Annotated in this window: 5 protein-coding genes; 3 read left to right on the forward strand and 2 right to left on the reverse strand. The window is 69.9% G+C overall.

The genetic code is table 11. The features are described 5' to 3' along the window. Positions 1–29: 29 nt before the first annotated feature. Positions 30–947, reverse strand: a complete 918-nt coding sequence (ypfJ, locus tag ACWCO3_RS31440; RefSeq protein WP_145779874.1) for a KPN_02809 family neutral zinc metallopeptidase — start codon at positions 945–947, stop codon at positions 30–32. A 265-nt stretch (positions 948–1,212) separates the two neighbouring features. Between ypfJ and ACWCO3_RS31445 the strand changes: the two genes are divergently transcribed. Continuing rightward, a complete protein-coding gene (locus tag ACWCO3_RS31445; protein ID WP_145779875.1) occupies positions 1,213–2,817 on the forward strand; it encodes an ABC-F family ATP-binding cassette domain-containing protein in 1,605 nt (534 codons plus the stop codon). Between the two features lie 33 nt (positions 2,818–2,850). Here ACWCO3_RS31445 and ACWCO3_RS31450 read toward each other — a convergent pair whose 3' ends face one another. Beyond that, on the reverse strand, positions 2,851–3,450 hold the full coding sequence (locus tag ACWCO3_RS31450; RefSeq protein ID WP_145779876.1) for a cadmium resistance transporter: 600 nt from the start codon (positions 3,448–3,450) through the stop codon (positions 2,851–2,853). A 214-nt stretch (positions 3,451–3,664) separates the two neighbouring features. On the opposite strand from ACWCO3_RS31450, the gene ACWCO3_RS31455 reads away from it, so the two are divergent. After that, positions 3,665–3,892 (forward strand): helix-turn-helix domain-containing protein, encoded by a 228-nt coding sequence (locus ACWCO3_RS31455; RefSeq protein WP_007462679.1) that lies wholly within the window; start codon positions 3,665–3,667, stop codon positions 3,890–3,892. A gap of 46 nt (positions 3,893–3,938) precedes the next feature. Then, complete coding sequence (locus ACWCO3_RS31460; RefSeq protein WP_357929317.1) at positions 3,939–4,706, forward strand: enoyl-CoA hydratase/isomerase family protein; 768 nt, start codon at positions 3,939–3,941, stop codon at positions 4,704–4,706. Positions 4,707–4,907 lie beyond the last annotated feature (201 nt).

Below are 4,907 nucleotides of genomic sequence, written 5' to 3' on the forward strand. Positions count from 1 at the left end.
GCGGGGCCTGCCACGTCGCTTGTCGAATGTCAGAGCTGGTCGGTGCCGAAGGTGTCGCAGGTCTTCGGGTCGCCCTGATCGTAGCCCTGGCTGAACCAGCGCTTGCGCTGCTCGGACGTGCCGTGGGTGAACTGGTCGGGGTTGACTCGTCCGCCGGAGCGCTCCTGAATGCTGTCGTCACCGATCGCCTCGGCGGCGTCGATGGCCTGACTGACGTCGGCCTCGGTGATCGACTTGAACAGGGGCTTCTCGCCGGTTCTGTCCTTGCTCTCGCTGGCGTGCTTGGCCCAGGCGCCCGCGTAGCAGTCGGCCTGCAACTCCAGCCGCACGGAGGCGGACTTGGGGCCGCTCTGGTCGCCCTGGCCGGCCTTCGCGTTGGTGCCGAGCAGGTTCTGGACGTGGTGGCCGTACTCGTGGGCCAGCACGTACGGCTGGGCGAACTCGCCCTTGGCCCCGAATCGGGTGGCCAGCTCGTCGTAGAAGCTCAGGTCGATGTACACCTTCTGGTCGGCGGGACAGTAGAACGGGCCGACACCCGAGTCGGCCTGCCCGCAGCCGGTGTTCACGGCCTCCTGGAAGAAGTTGGTGATGGTGGGCTCGTACTTGCCATTGCCCAGCTCCGGGTATGCCTTCTGCCAGTACCCCTGGATGCTGTTGACGTAGAGCAGGTTGCGGCAGCGCTCGTCCTGGAGGCGGTCCGGGTTCGCGGTGGAGCACACCTGGTCCAGGTCGTCGCCGGCCTGACCGCCCTCGTCGCCGTTGGTCATCGCGTTGAGGCCGAAACCGCCGCCGAGCAGGGCGATGAGCACAGCCACCACGATGCCGATGATGCCGCCCCGACCGCCACCTCCCGGGATGGGGATGCCGATGCCGCCGCCGCCCCCGCCGCCGCGACCCAGGTCTTTGGCCTGGGAGGTGTCGAGCTCGGCCTGCTCGTTGAGTTCCATGGTGACCCCGATCGCCGTATGCCGGTGAGAGTGTCTGTTGTGTGTCGTTTCGTCCATCGAGTGCCGGACGGGGTCCGGACAGGCGTTCCGGTACCCGATGATCTTGATCGGTAATCCCAGCGGGCCGTTCGTGAGCGCCCGGTACACTTGTCGGGTGCTGCGCTGCGAAGGCTGAACCGCCCCGCGCCGTCGGGCCTCTTGAGCCCGCCGGCCGTTTCGCGTGCCCCGAGTCAGCCTTCCAGACCCCGAGAGCGAGCCCGACACGATGATCACTGCCACCGGCCTGGAACTGCGTGCCGGTTCCCGCATCCTGCTGTCCGACACCACGCTGCGGGTGCAGCCCGGTGACCGGATCGGCCTGGTCGGTCGCAACGGCGCCGGCAAGACCACCACGTTGAAGGTGCTCGCCGGCGAGGGGCAGCCGTACGCCGGTCAGATCGACCAGCGCAGTGCCATCGGTTACCTCCCCCAGGACCCCCGCACCGGCGACCTCGAGGTGACCGGCCGCGACCGGGTGCTGTCGGCGCGCGGCCTGGACGTGCTGATGGCGCAGATGAAGGAGATCGAGGCCCAACTCGCCGAGGACGCCAACGACAAGCTGGTCCGGCGCTACGGCGCGTTGGAGGACCAGTTCGCCGCCCTGGGCGGGTACGCCGCCGAGGCCGAGGCCGCCCGGATCTGCGCCAATCTCGGCCTACCGGACCGGGCGCTCGCGCAGACCATCGGCACCCTCTCCGGCGGTCAGCGGCGGCGCATCGAGCTGGCCCGGATCCTGTTCCGTGACGCCGGTGAGAACGGCGGCGGCATCCTGCTGCTCGACGAGCCGACCAACCACCTCGACGCCGACTCGATCACCTGGCTGCGCGGCTTCCTCGCCAACCACAAGGGCGGCCTGATCGTGATCTCCCACGACGGCGCCCTGCTGGAGTCGGTGGTCAACAAGGTCTGGTTCCTCGACGCCACCCGCTCGGTCGTCGACGTCTACAACCTGGGTTGGAAGGCGTACCTGGAGGCGCGTGAGACCGACGAGCGGCGTCGCCGCCGGGAGCGGGCCAACGCCGAGAAGAAGGCCGGCGCGCTGATGGCGCAGGCCGACAAGATGCGGGCCAAGGCGACGAAGACCGTCGCCGCGCAGAACATGGCCCGCCGCGCCGAGAAGCTGATCTCCGGCCTGGAGGAGGTGCGGGTCGCCGACCGGGTGGCCAAGGTGCGTTTCCCCAGCCCCGCACCGTGCGGCAAGACCCCGCTCACCGCGAGCGGCCTGTCCAAGTCGTACGGCTCGCTGGAGATCTTCACCGACGTCAACGTCGCTGTCGACCGGGGCTCCCGGGTGGCCATCCTGGGGCTCAACGGCGCCGGCAAGACGACGCTGCTGCGGATGCTCGGCGGATTGCTCACTCCGGACACCGGCGAGGTGCACGCGGGTCACGGGCTGCGGCTGGGCTACTACGCCCAGGAGCACGAGACGCTGGACGTGGAGCGAACCGTGCTGGAGAACATGCGCGCCGCCGCCGTCGAACAGTCCGACACCGACCTGCGCAAGATCCTCGGCGCGTTCCTCTTCTCCGGTGACGACGTGAACAAGCCGGCCGGGGTCCTGTCCGGTGGCGAGAAGACCCGGCTGGCGCTGTCCACCCTGGTCTGTTCCGGCGCCAACGTGCTGCTCCTCGACGAGCCGACGAACAACCTCGACCCGGTCAGCCGGGAGCAGGTGCTCGACGCGATCGCCAACTACCCGGGCGCGATCGTCCTGGTCACCCACGACCCGGGTGCGGTGCTCGCGCTCAAGCCGGACCGGGCGATCCTCCTGCCCGACGGCGACGAGGACGCCTGGAGCGACGACCTGCTCGAACTGGTCGAGCTGGCCTGATCGCCACCCGGTGGTGGACGCCTAACCGCGTCCTCAGCCGAGCAGGTCGACCAGTCGGCCGAGAACGCCGGAGCTGACCAGGATCACCACACCGATGCCGATGAAGATCGTCGGCACCAGCCAGTGGCCGGCGCGTTCGACCAGCCGGACCACCCGGGGGTGTCCGCCCAGCCAGGCGCCGACGGCGCACCACAACGCGATGAGCAGCGCGAAGACCAGGAGGAACACCGCGCTGTCGGCCACGCCGAGGGCTCGGAAGACGGGTACGTAGACGGCCACGTTGTCCGCGCCGTTCGCGATCGTCACCCCGGCCACACCGAGCGTTCCCGTGACGACGGTGGGGGTGTCGTCCTCGTCGGAGCGCCGCAGCGCGCGGACGCCCAGCACGATCGGCAGGAGGCCGAGAAGCCCCGTCCACGGGTCCGGCACCACGAGCAACCCGGCCGCTACCACCGCGCTCGCCAGCGCGAGCGCGCCGATTCCGACGTATTGGCCGGCGACAATCTGCCACGGGCGGGGTCGGCCGGTGGTGCGGGCCGCGACGAAGAACAGCGTCAGGATGACGATGTCGTCGATGTCGGTCGCGGCGAACACCACAGCCGCTCCGGCCGCCGTGCTGAACAGGTCGATCACGACGGCAGGTTACGGCTCGTCGGCAGCAACCATCGCCTTCGGGGGTACGCCCGGAGGCCGGACGGGGCCGATTGCCAGGATCACTCTATCGGGAAGCTGACATTGCATAGCGTGTCGGTTGGCGAAGAGTTGATATCTGGCGCATGATCGTCCGAGGCGGTCTAATAGGTGGGACCGTATCCGAACCGCACAGTCTGGGACGTGAGGACACAGCATGGCAGCCACTGGCACAGCCACCAGCACTGAGAAGGGTCGCCGGATCGTCGGAGCCGAGCGTCAGACGCTCGCCAAGGACCTGGTAAAGCGGTACACCTCGGGGGAAAGTATCCGCGCGTTGGCGGCCTCGACCGGCCGTTCCTACGGGTTCATCCACCGAGTGCTCACCGAGTCCGGGGTGCAGCTGCGTCAGCGCGGTGGTGCCCGACGCCGCAAGAAGGCGTGACCCGCCCCTCAGCGTCGTCCACCAGCGCCGCGCCCCGGGTTGCCCGGTGACCGCCGAGGCGACCGGGGTTCGGCTGGATTGCGACGGGCCGGTTGCCACGGTGACGTTGTGCCGGCCCGACGTGCTCAATGCCCAGACGCCTGCCATGTGGCGGGCGATGAGCGACTTCTCCCGTGACCTGCCCGGCGACGTGCGGGTGGTGGTGGTCCGGGGCGAGGGGCGTGCGTTCTCCGCCGGCCTCGACCTCGCGGTGGCCGGTGCTTCCGGCCCGGGCTCGTTCGCCGAGCTGGCCACGCTGCCCGAGCAGGAGTGTGCCGAGCGCATCGCGGAGTTCCAGGCCGGCTTCACCTGGCTGCACCGTCCGGACGTCATCTCGGTCGCGGCCGTGCAGGGCCACGCGATCGGTGCGGGCTTCCAACTCGCGCTCGCCTGCGACCTGCGTGTTCTCGCCGCCGACGCGAAACTGTCGATGGCCGAGGTGACCCTTGGCCTGGTGCCCGACCTGGCCGGCACGAAGCGCCTCGTCGAGCTGGTCGGCTACGCCCGGGCGCTGGAGATCTGCGCGACCGGCCGCCGGTTGGACGCCGCCGAGGCGGACCGGATCGGGCTGGCCACCCTTGTCGTGCCGCCGGCCGAGGTGGACGACGCGGTCCGGGACCTGACCGCTGGTCTGCTCGCCGGGGCCCGGGACGCGGTGGTGGAGATCAAGGCGTTGCTCGCCGGCGCGACCGGGCGGTCGCACGCCGACCAGCAGCGCGCCGAGCGCGAGGCGCAGACCCGTCGGCTACGCGACCTGGCGGGTCGCGGAGAATAGGTAAGGACCGCACGGGAAGATCCGGGTTACGACCGAGGTTGTCACACTCGTCGGGAGAATTGACCTGACGAGGCGGTCTGCCCGACAACCCGGAGGTGAGCGATGTCCAACCCGATGTCCGGAGGCGGCATGGCCGGGTGGAGCATGCTCCGGTCGATGCGCAACCGGGACGAGGTCGCCACCCACCGGCTCAAGCGCGGC

The sequence above is a fragment of the Micromonospora sp. NPDC002411 genome, assembly GCF_053592955.1.